The 19,424-nt window shown below is 57.9% G+C and carries 15 protein-coding genes; 5 read left to right on the top strand and 10 right to left on the bottom strand.

Going from position 1 to position 19,424, the window contains the following annotated elements:
• Positions 1 to 76: 76 nt before the first annotated feature.
• Positions 77 to 3,019: a TonB-dependent receptor gene (locus tag HPT27_RS11105; protein ID WP_172243120.1), complete on the bottom strand. Its 2,943-nt coding sequence runs from the start codon at positions 3,017 to 3,019 to the stop codon at positions 77 to 79.
• Positions 3,020 to 3,272: 253 nt separating this feature from the next.
• Between HPT27_RS11105 and HPT27_RS11100 the strand changes: the two genes are divergently transcribed.
• Positions 3,273 to 4,295 carry a DUF1611 domain-containing protein gene (locus HPT27_RS11100; RefSeq protein ID WP_172243117.1) on the top strand — a complete coding sequence of 341 codons (1,023 nt, stop codon included), beginning with the start codon at positions 3,273 to 3,275 and terminating at the stop codon, positions 4,293 to 4,295.
• On the top strand, positions 4,292 to 5,275 hold the full coding sequence (gene dgcA / locus HPT27_RS11095) for an N-acetyl-D-Glu racemase DgcA (RefSeq protein WP_172243114.1): 984 nt from the start codon (positions 4,292 to 4,294) through the stop codon (positions 5,273 to 5,275). Before HPT27_RS11100 ends, dgcA begins: the two co-directional genes overlap by 4 nt.
• 21 nt (positions 5,276 to 5,296) lie before the next feature.
• On the opposite strand, the gene HPT27_RS19630 is transcribed toward dgcA, so the two are convergent.
• The 9 genes from HPT27_RS19630 to sdhC all read right to left on the bottom strand — a co-directional run bounded on the left by HPT27_RS19630 (position 5,297) and on the right by sdhC (position 16,030).
• Positions 5,297 to 6,193: a response regulator transcription factor gene (locus tag HPT27_RS19630; protein WP_172243111.1), complete on the bottom strand. Its 897-nt coding sequence runs from the start codon at positions 6,191 to 6,193 to the stop codon at positions 5,297 to 5,299.
• Positions 6,194 to 6,364: 171 nt separating this feature from the next.
• Entirely contained in the window at positions 6,365 to 7,240 is an 876-nt protein-coding gene (gene sucD, locus HPT27_RS11085; protein ID WP_172243108.1) for a succinate--CoA ligase subunit alpha, read from the bottom strand.
• Positions 7,240 to 8,406 carry an ADP-forming succinate--CoA ligase subunit beta gene (gene sucC / locus HPT27_RS11080; protein ID WP_172243105.1) on the bottom strand — a complete coding sequence of 389 codons (1,167 nt, stop codon included), beginning with the start codon at positions 8,404 to 8,406 and terminating at the stop codon, positions 7,240 to 7,242. The genes sucD and sucC overlap by 1 nt, the downstream gene beginning before the upstream one ends.
• A 15-nt stretch (positions 8,407 to 8,421) precedes the next feature.
• On the bottom strand, positions 8,422 to 9,672 hold the full coding sequence (odhB, locus tag HPT27_RS11075) for a 2-oxoglutarate dehydrogenase complex dihydrolipoyllysine-residue succinyltransferase (RefSeq protein WP_172243102.1): 1,251 nt from the start codon (positions 9,670 to 9,672) through the stop codon (positions 8,422 to 8,424).
• A 71-nt stretch (positions 9,673 to 9,743) separates the two neighbouring features.
• Positions 9,744 to 12,554 carry a 2-oxoglutarate dehydrogenase E1 component gene (locus HPT27_RS11070; RefSeq protein ID WP_172243100.1) on the bottom strand — a complete coding sequence of 937 codons (2,811 nt, stop codon included), beginning with the start codon at positions 12,552 to 12,554 and terminating at the stop codon, positions 9,744 to 9,746.
• 219 nt (positions 12,555 to 12,773) lie between these two features.
• On the bottom strand, positions 12,774 to 13,472 hold the full coding sequence (locus HPT27_RS11065) for a succinate dehydrogenase iron-sulfur subunit (protein ID WP_172243098.1): 699 nt from the start codon (positions 13,470 to 13,472) through the stop codon (positions 12,774 to 12,776).
• A 51-nt stretch (positions 13,473 to 13,523) separates the two neighbouring features.
• Positions 13,524 to 15,293, bottom strand: coding sequence for a succinate dehydrogenase flavoprotein subunit (sdhA, locus tag HPT27_RS11060; RefSeq protein WP_172243096.1), 1,770 nt, complete (start codon positions 15,291 to 15,293; stop codon positions 13,524 to 13,526).
• Entirely contained in the window at positions 15,294 to 15,653 is a 360-nt protein-coding gene (gene sdhD, locus HPT27_RS11055; protein WP_172243094.1) for a succinate dehydrogenase, hydrophobic membrane anchor protein, read from the bottom strand. It abuts the gene before it with no gap.
• Complete coding sequence (gene sdhC / locus HPT27_RS11050; protein ID WP_328820684.1) at positions 15,647 to 16,030, bottom strand: succinate dehydrogenase, cytochrome b556 subunit; 384 nt, start codon at positions 16,028 to 16,030, stop codon at positions 15,647 to 15,649. The genes sdhD and sdhC overlap by 7 nt, the downstream gene beginning before the upstream one ends.
• A 352-nt stretch (positions 16,031 to 16,382) precedes the next feature.
• Between sdhC and gltA the strand changes: the two genes are divergently transcribed.
• From gltA to galE, 3 genes are read left to right on the top strand one after another with little or no spacing between them, the layout of a single operon-like run.
• Positions 16,383 to 17,678, top strand: coding sequence for a citrate synthase (gene gltA, locus HPT27_RS11045; protein ID WP_172243092.1), 1,296 nt, complete (start codon positions 16,383 to 16,385; stop codon positions 17,676 to 17,678).
• On the top strand, positions 17,653 to 18,306 hold the full coding sequence (locus HPT27_RS11040; protein WP_172243090.1) for a hypothetical protein: 654 nt from the start codon (positions 17,653 to 17,655) through the stop codon (positions 18,304 to 18,306). The genes gltA and HPT27_RS11040 overlap by 26 nt, the downstream gene beginning before the upstream one ends.
• Positions 18,303 to 19,280: a UDP-glucose 4-epimerase GalE gene (gene galE / locus HPT27_RS11035; RefSeq protein WP_172243088.1), complete on the top strand. Its 978-nt coding sequence runs from the start codon at positions 18,303 to 18,305 to the stop codon at positions 19,278 to 19,280. The genes HPT27_RS11040 and galE overlap by 4 nt, the downstream gene beginning before the upstream one ends.
• Positions 19,281 to 19,424: the final 144 nt, after the last annotated feature.

The raw sequence follows: 19,424 nt of genomic DNA, 5'->3' as shown, positions 1-19,424 counted from the left end.
ATCGATGGGGGCGATCTGGCGGGGCACCCTGCCCTGCCAGATCGGATTGCATTGAGTGGGAAGATGGCTCGGCTTGTCAGAACTTGACCGAGGCACTCAACATGACTGTGCGTGGTGATTGTCGTTCCCATTTCGAGCCGTAGTTGACGTCGCCAAGCTCGTAGACACTAGTTTCGTTGTCAAAATTAAACGCATTGCTTACGTCCAGTCGAACCGACGCATCAGTCGAAGCCACTGCAAAGGAGTATTGCAAAGAAAGATCGATGACATGCACCCACGAGGTTCGGCCACGGCTGCCGCGTGGCGCCGGGTTGCCGTCTTCGTCATAGAAGTTGCCGAGATCGATGTAGTACTGGTTATTCGGGTCACTCGGGTGCATGCCGAAATAGCTGATCGGCCGACCGCTAACACTGCTCAAATTGAAACCTGCTAACCAGTTTTCCGCGAACGCATAGCTGCCACTCAGTTTCAGCTTGTGCCGGCGGTCATTGGGCAGATAGCCGTAGCCGTGCTCCAGCATCGAGTAGAAATCGAACGCAGTAGTAAAGCCGGCCTGGCCGTCAGCGTTCGGATAATCGCTGCGAACCGTGCCTTCGTAGTTGCCTTCGGTTTTTGACCAGGTATAGGAGGCACTGAGCTCCCATACGCCATCGAATGCCCGATCGAAGGTCAAATCAATACCGCGGTAGGTCCGCTTGGCTTCCGGATAACCAAGAGAATCTGCACTCAACTGCAGATGTTCGAGGCCATCACCCTCACCGAAATCAAACCAGAAATCCATGCCCTCACCCGGATTGGTCAGCACATAGGGCGGCGTGATGGAATAACAGTAGCTGCCCTCGCCATCCAGATCGTAGCCATACCGGTCGGCAGCAATGGCATCGAGTGCCTTGCACGGTGTCGAGTCATCAATGGCCCGTTTCAGATCACGATAAATGGCCGAGATCTTGGCAGTCCAGCTGCTGTCGAGCTGACGGCTGTAGCCGAGGATGAATTCGTCCTGATACATCGGCTTGATGTCTTGATTGACGATGGTGCGAGGGTCGGCAGTCTGGCCATCGAACTGAATGGTCAGATCGTCAATGACCGCTCCCGGAAGTGGCACACCATTGGAGTCAAACTGGCCATCCCATTCATAGATGGTGCGGTCGCGGTAATAGGCGCCCGCCAGCTTGATGTTCAGGATATTCGCGACTGGCAGGAAGTAGCGGCCGGCGTTGGCAAACAGTTTGTCGTCACCGTCACCACCGATATCCCAGACCACACCATAACGCGCGGCCCACTGATGATCAGAGCTGCGCAGCAGCAGATCATCCAATGACAAGGCGTTGTTCTTCATTTCAAGGAAGGTGCCGCCTTTGCCGTTGAGGTTCTCAAAGTATTCGTTGCGCAGACCGGTCGTCAGGGTGACATCACCCAGCCGCCAGGTTCCTTCCAGATAGACAGCGCTGGATTTACTGGAATAGGTGCCTTTGACGTATTTGTGTTGCTCCCAGAGCTGACTGGTCTCATCCGGGTCTTCTGCGGCATAATCGTCGATGTAGTACAAGACGCCACCGGAATAGTTGGAATTCTCACGAGATACCAATTCTTCATCGTCAATACCAACGCTCAGCGTGTGATCGCCGATATCCCAGTCAAAGTCCAATCGCTTCACCGTCCTGACATCATCGCTGAGCGTCGGACTTGTCGTCACCCAACCACCGAGCGGAATATAATTCACACCGTCCGTTGAGTAATTGATAACAGGTAGTTGATCTGCGGAACCGGAGGTTGAGGTCAGGTCTGCTTCAGTTCTGCCCCAAAGTGCAGAAACCGTAAACACATCGGCGAACACGCCAACATAGCGCAGAATCTGGTTGAATCCACCGCTAATCTTCCTTAGATTTCCGCGAAAATCCGCTATCTGTCCAGCACCATTGCTGTAGTTACTTTCCGCGTACTCGGCAGTATCCTCGTTGGAAAATGCCGTGTACTCAAGATGATGGTTATCGGAAATGAAATAGTCCAGCTTGGCGCCCCAAAAGGCGTCCTTCCTTTCTATTCTGTCAAAATAGCCATTTTGATAGTCATCCTCTTTGATCGAGCGTGGATTGTATAGGCCGTAGAAAAACAATTTATCTTGAATGAGCGGACCGCCCACCTCAATATTCATTTCACGATCGTCAACGGAATCTTCACTGTTGAAATCGACCAGAAAACCATCAGCGTTATAGACATCCCGCTTTTTTTCCTGCCAACGCTTCGGCGACCAGTAAAGATTGGCGCCAGCGGTCCACTCATTGGTCCCGCTCTTGGAAACGGCATTGACAACACCGCCAGCGGAGCGACCGAACTCTGCCGAATAGCCACCGGTCTTGACCTGAAATTCCTTGAAAAACTCGAACGGCACTTCTGAGCCGCCCCAGCCGTAGCGGAAGTCGGTCAGGTTCATGCCGTTGATGTAGTAAACGTTTTCGGCTGCGCTGGCGCCGCTGAACACCGGAGTGCCATCAAAATCATTGTCGGCCTCGGACACGCCCGGCGCCAACAGCGCGATCTTGTTGATGTCACGCAGCGCTGGCAGCCGGTCGAACTCAACCTCGGAAATGGTCAGGCCGCTGTCGGTGGACTCCATGTCAAAACGGGAGACCCGGCTGCCAATCACCTCGACCCGCTCGGCACCGGCGGCCTGCATCTCAAGCACCACCGAGGTGCCGCTACCGATGCTTACCGCCAGATTCAGAGGTGCGCTGCTGTAGCCATCTTTTTCGACCGTGACGGTGTATTCGCCAATCGGCAACTGATTTATCCGGAACTGGCCGGTGGCATCGGACTTTACCGTACGGGTGAGGCCGGTTTGCTTGTGGGTGAGAGTGATGGTGGCGCCATCGAGTTCGGCCTGATCGGCGAGCACGACGCCGTTCACGCCGCCGTTTACTTCGCCGACGGCGTACACCATCGGGCTGCAACTGAGTACCGCGCCAACCGCTGCCGCCAACAACGAACGATGCAGCACTTTCTGGTTTGCCTTCGCCATCACCTATCCCCCACTTTTATTGTGATTGCCGGCCTTGTGTCCACGTCGGCCGGTGCAGCTTCGCCAGCACGGTACCGCTTACCTGCAAACGGCCATATATCCCGTTAGAGGTAGGTTGACAGGCCACAGGCTGCGGCTGCGCACGTCGGCTTACCCAGTTGGCGGTAGTCGAGCGAATTTGCCGACGGTAAACGCTGCCAAGCCAACGTGATCGGATTAAGTTAGCCGCCTGTTTTGCTTTGCAGAATTTGCCGTGCATACCTTACGCGCACCCTATTTGCTCTACCTCGGCGATGTCCAACTCAAATCCGATGCCAAGACCGCCTTTGGTTTGCGTGACTGGTGTCGCGACAAGGTGCTGGCTGAGTGGAGTCTGCCAACGGCCACCGTTTCACTCGGATTGGATCTGCTGTCGCCCGCGATGGCTGCCAAGCATGGTGCGGGTTCGCTGATCATCGGCGTTGCCGCTGTTGGCGGCGCCATACCGGATGCCTGGCTCGATGACCTCGAGCAGGCGCTGGATGCCGGGATGGATGTGGTCAGCGGCATGCATACCCGACTGAGCACCTTTCCTCGGCTGGTTGCCGCGGCCGCGCGCAATGGCGTCAAGCTCATTGATGTCCGCCATACCGACCAGCCATTGCCCGCCGGAACCGGTCTCAAGCGCAGCGGTAAACGCTTGCTGACGGTCGGCACCGACTGCGCGCTCGGCAAAAAATACACCGCGCTGGCGATCACCGAAAACTTGCACAAGCGCGGCGTCGCGGCGACGTTTCGCGCCACCGGCCAGACCGGCATCATGATTGCGGGCGCCGGTATCGCGATTGATGCGGTCGTTGCCGACTTTATTGCCGGCGCCGCCGAGCTGCTCTCCCCGGCAAACAACGCCGAACATTGGGACATTATCGAAGGGCAAGGCGCACTGTTTCATCCTGCCTATGCCGGCGTCACGCTCGGGCTGCTGCACGGCTCGCAGCCCGATGCGCTGGTGCTGTGCCACGATCCCTCGCGCAGCACCATCGAGGGCTATCCGCATATGCCGTTGCCGTCATTGGCGCAGGCAATCGACCGCTATCTGGAAGCCGCGCGGCTGACCAATCGCGCAGTGCGCTGCGTCGGTGTCAGCATCAATTCATCGACCCTCACAGATTCGCAAGCGCAGGATTATTTCACCCGTGTCCGCAGTGAACTCGGGCTGCCGGTGTGTGATCCGCTGCGTGGCGGAGTCGATGCGCTGGTTGATGAGTTGGTGCGCTCTGCGGCGGTACAGCCATGATGGAATGCACCGTCAGCACGGTGCACTGGCCACTGAAGACGCCGTTTCGCATTGCCGGCGCCACCATGCTGGATGTTCCGGTCATTCAGGTGGAGCTGCGTGATGCCGCCGGCAACAAGGGCCGCGGTGAAGCGGCGGGCATCGACTATGACGGTGAAACCCCGGCCAGCATGACGCGGCAAATCAGCGCGATTCAGCATCTGCTGCGCAACCAACTCAAAACCGAAGAGCTGCTGGCAATGCTGCCTCGCGGCGGCGCCCGTAACGCGCTCGATTGCGCACTCTGGGATCTGCGCAGCAAACAAACCGGGCTCCGTGCCGCTGCACGCGCCGGCTTGCCGCCACTACGCACGTTGACCACGGCCATGACCATCGGCCTCGGTGATGATCACCAGACCCGCGCCGAAGCGCGCGCCGCACATCATGCGCCGCTGTTGAAAATCAAGGTGGATGCCGAACGCCATCTCGATGCCATCCGGATTGTCCGGGAAGAAGCACCGCAGGCGCGGCTGATTATCGATGCCAACGGCTCCTGGTCGCGCCCGCTGCTTGAACAGTTGTCGCCGGCATTGCGTGCCAACAATGTCGAACTGATCGAACAGCCGGTTGCACGCGGTGACGATGACAGCCTGCTCGATCTGGATTATCCGATTCCGTTTGCGGCGGATGAATCCTGCACCGATACGGCATCCATCGCGGCGCTGCGCGGTCGCTATCGCTACCTCAATATCAAATTGGACAAATGCGGCGGTCTGACCGAGGCCCTGCGGATGGTCGAGCGTGGCAAGGAGCTTGGTTTTGAGTTGATGGTCGGCAATATGTGCGGCAGTTCGCTGGCGATGGCGCCAGCCTTTCTGGTCGGCCAGCGCTGCCGTTATGTCGATCTGGATGGGCCGCAGCTGCAGAGCCGTGATTGCGAGCAGGCGATGCGCTGCGACAATTTTCTGCTCTACCCGCCAACGCCAGCGCTGTGGGGCTGACGGGCAACAATTGGAATCGACTCAGCGCGACAGCACCGACACCTGCGATTGCTGATAAAACTGTAGCGGATCGGACTGTTCGTCCGGCTTGGCGAACGGAATGCAATTGATGAACAGCGAGAACAATTCAGCCTGGGAACCGATATCCAGTTTGCGATAGATATTCTTGCGGTGAATCTTGACCGTACCATCCGAGGTATTCAGTTTTTGCGCCGTCAGCACCGACGAGTACCCGCGCAGCATATACAGCAGCACATCCCGTTCCCGCGGCGTCAGCAACGAGCTGGCAAAATTGTTGAGCGTACATTCCACCTGCAGGTGAGTCTTGTCATCCACGGTTGATTGCAAGAAGCCTGCGGTCATCTGCTGATGCTTGGCCAAGGCCGCGTAGACAATCGGCAAGACCAGCTGCAGCGCGGCCAAATCGGCAGCGGTAAATTCATTGCTATGAACATTGCGCTGCAAAAAGAAATTGATCGCGGTGTCGTCGTCAATGCGCCAGATGACATCGATCGAATCGGCCACCCCGGTTTTGGAATAGAACGTCAGAAAGTATTCACTGCTGTAAAAATCATCCGGCGCGACATCGCGCAGCCAATAGGCGCCGCTGGCACAGCCTTTCAGGAACAGGCGATATTGCGGGTCGAGCGCGTAAGGGCCGGTGGAATAGATATCGGCAGGCACTTGCCGTTCACTGGGGTTGAAACGATGCAACAAACTGAGCGGACGGCGATTGCGGTAGTAGACCAGTGTCCCCCCCGAGTCGATGGGGCAAACGGCATGCAGGACATCAAGCACGGCCGACATGAACTCCGCACCGCCTACGGCCGACCATAACTGTGCCAGTGCCGTCGACAGCGCCTGGTCGAGCATCACGCCCAGACGTGATTCATGATGCTTGGTCGGAGTGAGAGGCACTGACGTCCACCGTTGCAGGTTGCACTGATCGCCGCCGAGTGTGCCTCATCTGCCGGGATGGTCGCAATCAGGCAGGCGCCTGTCCGGCCAGCGCTGACTACCTTTCATGAGTTCCAGAAAAGAAAACGCCCGCAGAAGCGGGCGTTTTCCATTGCAGCAGACTGTGCTGACTTATTTCCAGCCGGTGATCTGCGCGACGCCTTTGCCGATGTCGGCCGGTGAACGCACGGCGTGCACCTTGGCAGCAGCCATGGCCGCGAACTTCTCTTCGGCTGTACCTTTGCCACCGGAGATGATCGCACCAGCGTGGCCCATGCGCTTGCCCGGAGGGGCGCTGATGCCGGCGATGAAACCAACCACTGGCTTGGTCACGTGGGCCTTGATGTATTCGCAGGCTTCTTCTTCCGCGCTGCCGCCGATTTCACCGACCATGACGATCGCTTCGGTTTGCGGATCGTTCTGGAACAGTTTCAGCGCATCGATGAAAGTGGTGCCCGGGATCGGGTCACCGCCGATACCGATACAGGTCGACTGACCGTAACCGAGTTCGGTGGTTTGCTTGACCGTTTCATAGGTCAGCGTGCCCGAACGCGAGACCACGCCAACGCGACCCGGCTTGTGAATGTGACCCGGCATGATGCCGATTTTGCATTCGCCCGGGGTGATGATACCGGGGCAGTTCGGGCCGATCAGGCGGATGCCTTTCGAATCGACGTACAGTTTCACTTCCAGCATATCCAGCGCCGGAATGCCTTCGGTGATGCAGACGATCAACGGCACACCGGCATCAGCGGCTTCGATGATCGAGTCTTTGCAGTACGGCGCCGGCACATAGATAACCGATGCATCCGGTTTGACGGTGGCCACCGCTTCGCGCACGGTGTCGAACACTGGCAGGCCGAGGTGAGTCGAACCGCCTTTGCCCGGCGTCACGCCACCAACCATCTTGGTGCCGTATTCGATTGCCTGTTCGCTGTGGAAGGTACCTTGCTTGCCAGTGAAGCCTTGGCAAATCACCTTGGTGTTTTTGTTGATCAAGACGCTCATTATTTGCCTCCCACTGCGGCAACGATTTTCTGCGCGGCATCGGTCAGACCGACCGCCGGCGTAATATTCAGACCCGACTCGGCCAGTTTCTTGGCGCCGAGCTCAGCGTTGTTGCCTTCCAGACGCACCACCACCGGCACCTTGACGCCGACGTTTTGCACGGCGCCGATGATGCCGTCGGCGATCATGTCGCAGCGAACGATACCGCCGAAGATGTTGACCAGAATGCCTTTAACGTTGTCATCCGACAGAATGATCTTGAACGCTTCAGAGACGCGCTCTTTGGTCGCACCGCCACCAACGTCGAGGAAGTTGGCCGGCTTGCCGCCGTGCAACTTGATGATGTCCATGGTGGCCATCGCGAGGCCAGCACCGTTGACCATGCAACCGATGTTGCCTTCGAGCGCGACGTAGTTCAGTTCCCATTGCTTGGCACGGATTTCGCGCTCATCTTCCTGGGTCGGATCGTACATGTCGCGCAGCTTCGGCTGGCGATAGAGCGCGTTGTCATCGGCGTTGATCTTGCCGTCGAGGCAGTGCAGCTTGCCTTCGGTGGTGATGACCAGCGGGTTGATTTCAACCAGGCTCAGATCCAGATCGACAAACATCTTGCCGAGACCGGAAACGATATTGGTGAACTCTTTGATTTGGTCCAGATTCAGACCGAGACCAAAACCGAGTTCACGGGCTTGGTAAGGCATCACGCCAACCAGCGGGTCAACGGTGATTTTCAGAATCTTTTCCGGAGTGTCGTGGGCAACTTTCTCGATGTCCACGCCGCCTTCGGTCGACGCCATGATCACCACGCGACGAGTGCCGCGATCCAGCACCGCCGACAAATACAGCTCTTTGGCGATATCGGTGGTGGTTTCGATCAAAACGCGATGTACCGGTTGACCTTTCGAATCGGTCTGGTAGGTCACCATGTTGCGACCAACCATCGCCTTGACGGCCTCTTCCACTTCGGTCTTGCTCTTGCACAGCTTGACGCCGCCGGCCTTGCCGCGACCACCGGCGTGGATTTGTGCCTTGACGACCCAGCGGCCGCCACCGATGCGTTCTGCAGCTGCGACAGCTTCTTCGCCACTGCGCACGGTTTCGCCGCGCGAAACCGGCAAGCCATATTCAGCAAACAGCTGCTTGGCCTGGTATTCATGCAGGTTCATGTTCTGTCCTCTCTCTTAAACGTTCAGCAGCAGACGTGCCGGATCTTCAATGAACTCTTTGATGGTCTTCAGGAAGCCCACCGACTCACGACCATCAATGATGCGATGATCGTACGACAGCGCGACATACATCATCGGCTGGATGACAACCTGGCCATTGACCGCCATCACGCGATCTTCGGTACGGAACATGCCGAGAATGGCCGATTGCGGCGGATTGATAATCGGCGTCGCAAACAACGAACCGAAGGTGCCACCGTTGGAAATGGTGAAGGTGCCGCCGGTCATTTCTTCAACGGTCAGGGTGCCGTCTTTGGCTTTCTGACCGTAACTGCCGATGGCCTTTTCCATGTCGGCCAAGCCCATGCGATCGGTATCACGCAGCACCGGCACGACCAGACCACGAGGCGCGCTGACCGCAACGCCGATGTCGTAGTAACCGTGGTAGACCACATCATTACCGTCGATCGAGGCGTTGACTTCCGGATAGCGCTTCAGCGCTTCGGTCGCGGCCTTGACGAAGAAACTCATGAAGCCAAGTTTGACGCCATGGGTCTTCTCGAATTGTTCTTTGTACTTGGCACGCAGCTCCATCACCGGCTTCATGTTGACGTCATTGAAGGTGGTGAGAATGGCAGCGTTTTGTTGTGCGGAGAGCAGACGTTCGGCGATACGTTGACGCAGACGAGTCATCGGCACGCGGCGCTCTTCGCGCGAACCCGGAACAGCGACCGCAGGTGCAGCGACCGGTGCGGCTTTCGCTGCAGCAGCCGGCGCAGCGGCCTTGGCGGTTTTGCCCGAAATGAACGCTTCAACGTCTTCCTTGGTCAGTCGACCATCTTTGCCCGAGGCTGGGATCTTGCTCGCATCAAGGCCATGCTCTGCCACCAAACGGCGAACCGCCGGCGTCAGCACATCACTGGCTTCGGCAGTGCTAGCCGCAACGGCCGGGGCTGGTGCCGCCGCCGCTTTCGTTTCCGTTTTCGGTGCGTCGACTTTGGCCGCAGGAGCTGCAGCAGCGCTGGCATCACCGGCCTTGAACAGCGCGATGGTTTCCTGCGCGCCAACCGTGGCGCCTTTGTCTTTCAGGATGCTTTCGATCACGCCATCGGCCGGCGCGACCACTTCCAGCACCACTTTGTCGGTTTCGATGTCGACCAGGTTTTCATCACGTTTGACGAACTCGCCCGGCTTTTTATGCCAAGTGGCGACAACGGCATCGGCAACGGATTCCGGCAATACCGGGACCTTGATTTCGATACTCATCTTTCTCTCCTTTGCTGCCCTTTGCAGCGTGCACAGGAAGTGCGGGCACAGGTCCCGCACTTCACATCTCTTTAGCCAAGCGCCTTGGCGATCAATTCTTTCTGTTGTTCATCATGTACCGAGGTGTAACCGACTGCCGGTGCTGCCGACGCCGGGCGACCGGCGAAGCTCAGCACGAACCCGCTCGGCAGGCATTCCTTGAAGTGGTGTTTGCTGTTGTACCAGGCGCCCTGATTCTTCGGCTCTTCCTGACACCAGGCGTATTCACGCACGTGCTGGTATGGCTCCAGCGCTTTCTTCAGACTGGCGGTCGGGAACGGATACAACTGCTCGACCCGGACAATGGCCACGTCGGTGCGGTTCTGGGCGCGGCGGGTTTCGAGCAGATCGTAATAAACCTTGCCGGAACAAATCACCACCCGCTTGACCTGCTTCGGATCGAGCTGATCGATCTCGCCAATGACGGTCTTGAATTTGCCGCTGCTAAGCTCTTCCAGCGACGAGGTCGCCAGACGGTGACGCAGCAAGGACTTCGGCGACATGACGATGAGCGGCCGGCGCAGCGGACGAATCATCTGCCGGCGCAGCATGTGGAAAACTTGCGCCGGCGTGGTCGGCACCACCACCTGCATGTTCTGTTCGGCGCACAGTTGCAGGAAGCGCTCCAGACGGGCGGACGAATGTTCCGGGCCCTGGCCTTCATAACCGTGCGGCAGCAGCAACGTCAGACCACACAAGCGGCCCCACTTCTGCTCGCCACTGGAAATGAATTGGTCAATCACCACTTGCGCGCCGTTGGCGAAGTCGCCGAATTGCGCCTCCCAAATCACCAACGAGGTGGGTGATGTGGTGGCATAACCGTATTCGAAAGCCAACACCGCTTCTTCCGACAGCACCGAGTCAATGACAGTAAACGGCGCTTGTTTGTCGGAAATGTTTTTCAGCACTTCGTGGGTGTTGCCGGTTTCCTGCTCATGCCACACCGCGTGGCGATGGAAGAAGGTGCCGCGGCCGCAATCCTGACCGGAAATGCGGACCCGATAACCGTCTTCCAACAGCGCGGCGTAGGCCAACGTTTCGGCGTAGCCCCAATCCAGCGGCAATTCGCCGGCAGTCATTTTTTTGCGGTCATCAACAATCTTGGCGACCCGCGGCTGCAATTTGAAACCGGCCGGTACCGCGGTAATTTTTTCGCCCAGACGCTTCAAGCGATCCTGATCGACCGTGGTGTCGGCCGCAGCCGTCCAGCGCTGACCGAAATACGGCGACCAGTCTGCGGAGAATTCGCTCTTCTGGAACGGCACAATGCCCGGCGCGACTTGTTCGCCGGCATCGAGCTTCTTGCGATAGTCATCCACCAGCGCTTGCACATCGGCGTCTTTCAGATGACCGGCTTTGACCAGCTGTTCGGCATAAATCTGCCGCGCGGTGGCGCGTGCCTTGATTTCTTTGTACATGACCGGCTGCGTTGCGGTCGGTTCGTCGGCTTCGTTATGACCCCAACGGCGATAGCAGACCAGATCGATCACCACGTCTTTCTTGAACTTGATGCGATAGTCGAGCGCCAACTGGGTGACGAACAACACCGCTTCGGCATCATCGGCATTGACGTGGAAAATCGGCGCCTGAACCATCTTGGCGATGTCGGTGCAGTACGAGGTCGAACGCACGTCATCCTGACGGTTGGTGGTGAAACCGACCTGGTTGTTGATGACGATGTGGACCGTGCCGCCGGTGGTGTAACCACGCGCCTGCGACATGTTGAAGGTTTCCATCACGACGCCCTGGCCGGTGAAAGCCGAGTCACCGTGCACCGAAACGCCGAGCACCTGATTGCGGGTGTCCTGGCCGACCAGATCCAGCTCGCGACGCTCCTGCCGTGCCCGCACCGAACCGGTCACCACCGGCGAGACGATTTCCAGATGTGACGGGTTGAACGCCAGCGCAAGGTGAACCTTGCCGCCAACCGTTTCGCAATCGGACGAGAAGCCCATGTGGTATTTGACATCGCCAGAGCCATGCACCTCGGCATGCTTGCCGGCAAATGCGTCAAACAAATCGGCCGGGCTTTTGCCCAGAATGTTGACCAGCATGTTCAATCGGCCGCGGTGGGCCATGCCGATCACCACTTCCTTGACGCCCTGCTCACCGGCGCGCTGGATCATTTCGCCCATCATCGGGATGAAGGCATCACCGCCTTCCAGTGAGAAGCGCTTGGCGCCGGGGAATTTTGCGCCGAGATAGCGCTCAAGACCTTCGGCGGCAGTCAGGCCTTGCAGCAGCGTTTTGCGGCTGTCGGCTTTCAGCTGCGGTTTGCAGCGCGAGCTTTCGATGTATTCACGCAACCAGATGCGTTCATTCTGGTTGGTGATGTGCGAGCCTTCAAAGCCGACGGTGCTGGTGTAGCACTGGCTCAGATGCTCGTGAATGTCTTTCAGGGTCCGTTCAGTCGCGCCATACAGCGTCGAGCGGAACGTGGTGTTGTAATCGCGTTCGGACAGACCGTGGTATTCCAGCGTCAGGTCCGAGAGATGTTCTTGTTTCCAGATACCAAGCGGATCGAGCTGGGCATGTTGGTGACCACGGGCTCGATAGGCGTTGATGAGACGCAGCACGCCAACCTGTTTGGCATCATGTTCTTCGTTTTTGCCAGCGCCCTGCACCACTACGGTGGTGGGACGTTTCCAGGCATCGCGAAAATACGCCTTGACCGGCTCATGCGCGGAATCGGCCGCGCCTTGCCGCAGTTCGCGGAACAGCTGTTGCCAGTTTTCCGGCACCGACGCCGGATCGGCGAGAAACTGCTCGTACAGTTCTTCGATATAAGCGGCCGAGCCGCCGTTGAGATAGCTCGTCGAAAAGAGCTCTGCAATACCTGACATGTTACTCACCCTTTGTGAGTCCGATGATTGAGCCGTTACCGACCCAACAAACAATCCTGCCGCAACCAGCCGACAGGGCCGTTAGCCTCTTCCATTAAAATCAAAAAGGCCCAAAGACAGCAAAACCGCGTGAGCACCTTTTGCGCTCACACGGCTCTGCCTTACTACTTTTGTTCAGCGCCTGCGCGCGGACGGTTCATCAACAACCGGACCGGCAACTCAGGCGCCACGCTGCAACAGCATGCTGCGGATTTTGCCAATCGCCCGGGTCGGATTCAGACCTTTCGGACAGACATTGACGCAGTTCATGATGCCGCGGCAACGGAACACGCTGTAGGCATCATCCAAATCATTCAACCGGGTTTCGGTCGCGGTGTCGCGACTGTCGGCCAGGAAGCGATAGGCCTGCAGCAGACCGGCTGGACCGACGAACTTGTCCGGGTTCCACCAGAACGACGGGCACGAAGTGGAGCAGCAGGCGCACAGAATGCATTCCCACAGCCCTTCCATCTTTTCCCGATCTTCCGGCGTTTGCAGCCGTTCTTTTGCCGGCGCAGGCGTGCTGTTCTGCAGGAACGGTTTGATCCGTTCGTATTGCTTGTAGAACATCGACATGTCGACGATCAAATCACGCACCACCGGCAGACCCGGCAACGGCCGCACGACAACCGGCTGCTTCAACGACTTGACCGGCGTCGTGCAGGCCAGACCGTTTTTGCCGTTGATGTTCATACCGTCGGAACCGCAGACGCCTTCACGGCAGGACCGGCGGAACGTCAGGGTGGTGTCTTTTTCTTTGATCAGATGCAGCGCTTCGAGCAGCATCATGTCGCGACCTTCCGGCACATCGACTTCGAACTCCTGCATGCTCGGTTCGTTGTCGGTTTCCGGGTTGTAACGGTAAATCTGAAAACGCATGACAGACTGCTCCTGTCCAGTTCTGCCAACAGCGATAGCTGATGGCAAAAATTAGTACGTGCGAACTTTCGGCGCGAACGCTTCAACCGTTTTCGGCTGCATGTTGACGCCGCGCTTGCTCATGGTTTCGCTGGTCGGATCGTAAACCGAGTGGCAGAGCCAGTTTTCGTCGTCGCGATTCTCGAAATCTTCGCGGGCATGGGCGCCACGACTCTCGGTCCGGTAATTGGCCGACATCGCGGTGGCAAACGCCGTTTCCATCAGGTTGTCGAGCTCCATGCACTCGACCCGCTGGGTATTGAAGGTCTTGCTCTTGTCCTTCAGTACGCCGTTTTGCAAACGGGCACGCAGGGCTTTGAGTTCGGCAAAACCTTTCGCCATCGAGTCGCCGGTACGGAACACGCCGAAATAGTTCTGCATGCAGGTCTGCATGGCTTTGCGCAGCACCGCCGGATCTTCGCCGTCTTTGCTGTTTTCCCAGCGGTTGTAGCGGGCCATCGCTTTGTCGATGTCGCTGTCGCTGATGTTGCTGAAACCCAGTTCGTCCTTGCGCAGTGCTTCGGTGACGTGCAGACCGGCGGCGCGACCAAACACCACCAGATCCAGCAGCGAGTTGCCGCCCAGACGGTTGGCACCGTGCACCGACACGCAGGCGATTTCGCCGACGGCGTACAGACCCGGAACAACCTGATCCTTGCCATTGCGACTGACCAGCGCCTGACCGTGCACGTTGGTCGGGATCCCGCCCATCATGTAATGGCAGGTCGGCACGACCGGAATCGGCGCCTTGACCGGATCAACGTGAGCAAAGGTCTTCGCCAGCTCGCAGATACCCGGCAGCCGTTCGTTCAGCGTTTTCTCGCCGAGGTGATCGAGCTTCAGGTAAACATAATCGGAACCGTCCGGCAGTTTCATGCCACGACCAGCAATGATTTCTTTGATCATCGAGCGGGCAACGACGTCACGGCCAGCCAAGTCTTTGGCGTTCGGCGCGTAACGCTCCATGAAGCGTTCGCCGTCCTTGTTGACCAGATAACCCCCCTCACCGCGGCAACCTTCGGTCACCAGCACACCGGCGCCGGCAATACCGGTCGGGTGGAATTGCCAGAATTCCATGTCCTGCACTTGCAGGCCGGCGCGCAGCGCCATGCCGACACCGTCGCCGGTGTTGATGAAGGCGTTGGTGGTCGAGGAATAAATACGGCCGGCACCGCCGGTGGCAAAAATCACCGCCCGGGCTTTGAACACAACGATTTCGCCGGTTTCGATGTTCATGACGGTAACGCCGCCACACTCGCCCTTGTCGTTCATGACCAGATCGAGCGCGAACCATTCGCTGTACACATCGGCCTTGGCCTTGACGTTCTGCTGATACAGCGTGTGCAGCAGGGCGTGGCCGGTACGGTCGGCGGCGGCGGCGGTGCGGGCAGCTTGTTCGCCACCAAAATTCTTGGACTGGCCGCCAAACGGCCGCTGGTAAATCCGGCCTTCCTTGTTACGGGAGAACGGCAGGCCCATGTGCTCGAGCTCATAAATGGCCTGCGGGCCGACCGAGCACATGTATTCGATGGCGTCCTGGTCACCGATGTAATCGGAGCCCTTGACGGTGTCATACATATGCCAGCGCCAGTCGTCCTCATGGGTATTGCCCAGTGCGACCGTGATGCCGCCTTGGGCGGCTACCGTATGGGAACGGGTCGGGAAGACTTTCGAGACCAGTGCGGTCTTCAGGCCGGCCTGGGCCAGCTGCAAGGACGCCCGCATGCCGGCGCCGCCGGCACCAATGATGACGGCGTCAAAGGTTTGAACGGCATACGCCATTTACACACCCCACAAAATGGAAAAGCCCCAGAACAGCAGGCTCAGACAGGTGACGATCAGCAGGCTTTGCAGCACCACCCGAACGGCGACCGGTTTGACGTAATCGGTGAAGACGGTCCAGATGCCGATCCAGGCATGGCTGACCACAGCCAGCAGGGCCAGGAAGCTGGCAATCTTGACCACTGGCCGGGCAAAAAAGCCCTGCCACAGGCCGAAGCTCAGCTCCGGCTGGACCATGTAGGCGCCAATCAGGTAGCCCAGCAGATACAGGACATAGGCCAGCATGACCACGGCCGACAGCCGCTGGATCAGCCAGTCATGCAGGCCGCTACGGCCCAGGGAGGTCGCGACCTTTACCATACGAACACCCCCAGCAACGCGGCGGCAATGACAAACAGCACCAGCACGGTCGAAGCCGCCTTGTGGCCGCCCTCTTTGGTTTCCAAATGACCGAGGTCCATGATCAGGTGGCGGACGCCGGCAATGACGTGAAACGCCACGGCTGACAGCAGCAGCCAAAATGCCAGCTTGGCCCAACCGGCAGCCAGGCAGTCTTTCAACTCAGCGAAACTGGCCTCGGAAGCCAGCGACTTTTGCAGCATATACAGCAGGGCCGGCAGCCCCAGAAACAGCACAATGCCAGAGATGCGGTGCAGGATGGAGGTGATGGCCATCACCGGCATCCCCATCACGTCAGCCGGTGCAAGCGGCAGGAAGACAGGACGTTGCTTGGTCACGGTTTTATGCGTCTTGTTTGAGTGGGCCCCGACAAAGAGGCGGATGCGCGACTGCCAAATGGAACCTGATCATCAACCGATTCAGGCCCGCTGCCGCGCGGCCGCCGAATTATAGGCGCGCCCCTCCCCGATGACAAATCGCTGACAACGATAGTTTTCATAGCGAATTCCTCGGGAATTGCACAAGCTTTGAGCAATTGCGCCATTGTCGAGGCCACTATTGACGAATTGACGTTGCCCCCATTTCGCCTATAGTTTCCCCGCCCCTGCCTGAGCGATACTAACGCTCTGTTTACGTCAAACGCGGCGCGATAGATTTGCGCGCCCTCCATGCCCGTCTAAGGAGCACACCATGGCAGACAAGGTCGCCACACTGCACCTGCCTGACCGCGCCGAGCCCGTCTCGCTGCCGATCCACTCGCCGACCCAGGGTTACGATGTCGTCGACATCCGCAAATTGGGCGATGCCAAGCTGTTTACCTACGATCCGGGCTTCATGGCTACGGCCGCCTGCGAATCGAAGATCACCTATATCGATGGCGATGCCGGCGTGCTGCAATACCGCGGCTACCCCATCAACCAGCTGGCCGAAAAATCCGATTTTCTGGAAGTCGCTTACCTGCTGGTAAACGGTGAACTGCCAAACAAGGCCGAACTCGAAGACTGGAATTACCGCATCACCCACCACACCATGGTGCACGAGCAGATGGCCCGGTTCTTCCAGGGTTTCCGCCGTGATGCCCACCCGATGTCGATCATGATCGGCGTGGTCGGTGCGCTGTCGGCGTTCTATCACGACTCGCTCGACATCACCAATCCGGTCCATCGCGAAATCAGCGCGATTCGCCTGATTGCCAAAGTACCGACACTGGCTGCGATGAGCTACAAATACAGCATCGGTCAGCCGTTCGTGTATCCGAAAAACAACCTGTCGTATTCAGCCAACTTCCTGCGCATGATGTTCGCCGTGCCGGCGGAAGAATACGAACCGAATCCGATTCTGGTGCGCGCGATTGACCGCATCCTGATTCTGCATGCCGATCACGAACAGAACGCCTCGACCTCGACTGTTCGCCTAGCCGGTTCGTCGGGCGCCAACCCGTTCGCTTGCATCGCAGCAGGTATCGCGTCGCTGTGGGGCCCGGCTCACGGTGGCGCCAACGAAGCCTGCCTGAACATGCTGCAGGAAATCGGCAGCGTTGACCGTATTCCGGAATACATCCGCCGCGCCAAGGACAAGAACGACTCGTTCCGTCTGATGGGCTTTGGTCACCGCGTGTACAAGAACTTTGATCCGCGCGCCACCATCATGCGGCAAACCGCCCATGAAGTGCTGCACCACCTCGGCGCCGATAATGATCCGCTGCTGAAAGTGGCGATGGAGCTGGAGCGCATTGCGCTGCAGGACCCCTACTTCGTCGAGAAAAAACTGTACCCGAACGTCGATTTCTATTCGGGCATCATCATGAAGGCCATGGGCATTCCGATGAACATGTTTACCGTGATGTTTGCGCTGGCCCGCACCACCGGCTGGGTCGCCCAGTGGAAAGAAATGATCGCCGAGCCAAGCCAGAAGATCGGCCGCCCGCGTCAGCTCTACACCGGGCATACCGAGCGTAACTATGTTGAACTTGGTAAGCGTGGTTAGGCCATCGTTTGGTTCGTTGAAGCTGTGCGATAATGGGGGCCTAAAGGCCCCCATTATCTTTATAGGCACATCGAGCATGTATTCAACTTGCATCAACTGGATACCTAGCCGGGAAAGCGCGGCACTAGTTGAAAAGCACCTCGGTGCTTCATTAGCAAAGCGCGCTGGCTTGGGTATCTGGGGACGAGCTCTATCGTGTTTTTGGGGCGTCTGCTTTGTTCTTTCGGCTGTATTCCTAGCCGAGGCGATGAAAGCGGCGCCTCAATCAGTCGAGTCGAAACTTGGCGGATTTATTGAGTTTGCCGGATTGGGCTTCATTTCGCTCAAATTGCAAAAAAAAGTGGCGAAAAACAGGATCGGCAACGAACTGCTGGCCATCAACTCAGGCCATGAATGCAGAATGTCGATCTTTGACGATAAGGTTCATGTCGACTTTAAACTTGGAACGTTCCGATTTCCGATTACAGATTTAGTGAATAAAATAATAGAAAACGATCACTACTGTCTTATTTTTAGCGGTGGCGCGGTCGTAATTCCGCGCAGCGCAGTCGAATCCAGTGACATGAAAGAACAATTCGAAGGCTTTTGGAAAAGCCTAAGCGAAAATTTGAAAGGAGCCAAAAAATGAAACCCGGCATTCTGGTTACCGGCGGCGCCGGTTATATCGGCTCCCATGTCGTACGCCAATTGGGCGAGCGCGGCGAAAACGTGTTTGTGCTCGACAACCTGAGTACCGGCCGCAAAGAGGCCGTGCTGTACGGCCAACTGATCGTCGGCGATACCGGTGACCGCGAGCTGGTATTGAAAGTGCTGCGCGAGCACAACATCAAATCCATTCTTCACTTCGCCGCCAATACCGTGGTGCCAGAGTCGGTCGAAAAACCGCTGCAGTATTACCGCAACAACACCGTCAACGTTTTAAACCTGCTGGAATGCTGTCAGGCCGCCGGCGTCGAGCACTTCATTTTCTCGTCGACGGCCGCCGTCTATGGCACGCCAGACACCTTGATGGTGACCGAACAATCACCGACCCGACCGGAATCGCCGTACGGTCTGTCGAAGCTGATGAGCGAATGGCTGATTCGCGATTACGCCGCCACCGGCGCCATTCGCCATGTCACCTTGCGCTACTTCAACGTCGCCGGTGCAGATCCGGAAGCCCGCATCGGTCAGGCAACACCGAATGCCACCCATCTCATCAAGGTGGCCGTGGAAGCATTGTGTGGTAAACGCAGCAGTGTGTCGGTATTCGGCACCGATTACCCCACAGCGGACGGCACCGGCGTGCGTGACTACATCCATGTCGAAGATCTGGCCGCCGCCCATTTGTCGGCGCTGGATTATCTGCGCAACAACGGCCAGTCAGTGACGCTGAATTGTGGCTATGGCCACGGTTACAGCGTGCTGGAAGTCCTGAAGACCGCCGAACAAGTGGCCGGCAAACCGCTGACCATAAACTATGCGCCGCGCCGCGCCGGCGATCTGGCCGCCATCGCCGCCGACTCCAGCAAGCTGCGCCAGTTGCTGAGCTGGCAGCCAAAATTTGATGACTTGAAGACCATCGTCAAACACGCGCTGGCCTGGGAACAGAAAATTCGCTGAATCAACGTTCACTTGGTTCCCGCAAAGGCGCCGGCAGGCGCCTTTGTCGTTTCGGCGAGTTCGATTTGCGTATTGCTCATGTGTGTAGATTTTTCCTGTACCGCCTTTGTGCCTGCTCTAGCTGTATATTTTTTCACCAACACC

The organism is Permianibacter fluminis (assembly GCF_013179735.1).
Classification (GTDB): domain Bacteria; phylum Pseudomonadota; class Gammaproteobacteria; order Enterobacterales; family Permianibacteraceae; genus Permianibacter; species Permianibacter fluminis.
The sequence above is the reverse complement of the archived record's forward strand: the minus strand, read 5'-3'. Positions and strand labels throughout refer to the sequence as shown.